At 64.4% G+C, this 520-nt stretch carries 1 protein-coding gene and 1 pseudogene; both read left to right on the top strand.

The window, feature by feature from the left end; translation table 11 throughout:
* The first annotated feature begins 3 nt into the window (after window positions 1-3).
* Window positions 4-162, top strand: a complete 159-nt coding sequence (locus ACYVDE_RS25985; RefSeq protein WP_460504382.1) for an ATP-binding protein — start codon at window positions 4-6, stop codon at window positions 160-162.
* A gap of 122 nt (window positions 163-284) precedes the next feature.
* A pseudogene (locus ACYVDE_RS25980) lies at window positions 285-520 on the top strand (hypothetical protein); the annotation flags it as partial.

The raw sequence follows: 520 nt of genomic DNA, 5'->3' as shown, positions 1-520 counted from the left end.
GCAGTGCCGGGGCACGGCATCGGGCTGCCGCTCACGGCGCGCATCATGGCGCTGCACGGTGGTATGGTGCGGGTAGAGAGCGAGCTGGGCCAGGGCACGCAGGTGTGGCTGGAGTGGCCGGTAGTAGTTGCGCCGACGGAGGCACTCCGGCCGCGTCATTAGCCTTTTAATCTGCTTTTAATTCGCCTTTAACTCAGCCTTAATAGCGCTGCGATAACCTTGCATCCCGAGTTCCCTCGTTGCCAGATTTTGGGTAATGCGTGGAAGCCGGTCTATGCAAGCCCATGACCCAGGTAATTTCTTCGCCGGCCCAGACCGGTACGCGCATTGCGGCCCCGGTGGCAGCTCCCGAGCCGCAGCCCCGCAAGCCGCTCTTCAGCACCATCGGGCAGGATGCGCCCTCCGGGTTAGTGGTGTTTTTGGTGGCGCTGCCGCTGTGCCTGGGCATTTCGCTGGCCTCGGGCGCGCCGCTACTGGCGGGCGTGATTGCGGGCATCGTGGGCGGCGTGCTGGTGAGCTT

Source organism: Hymenobacter agri (genome assembly GCF_054778495.1).
The sequence above is the reverse complement of the archived record's forward strand: the minus strand, read 5'-3'. Positions and strand labels throughout refer to the sequence as shown.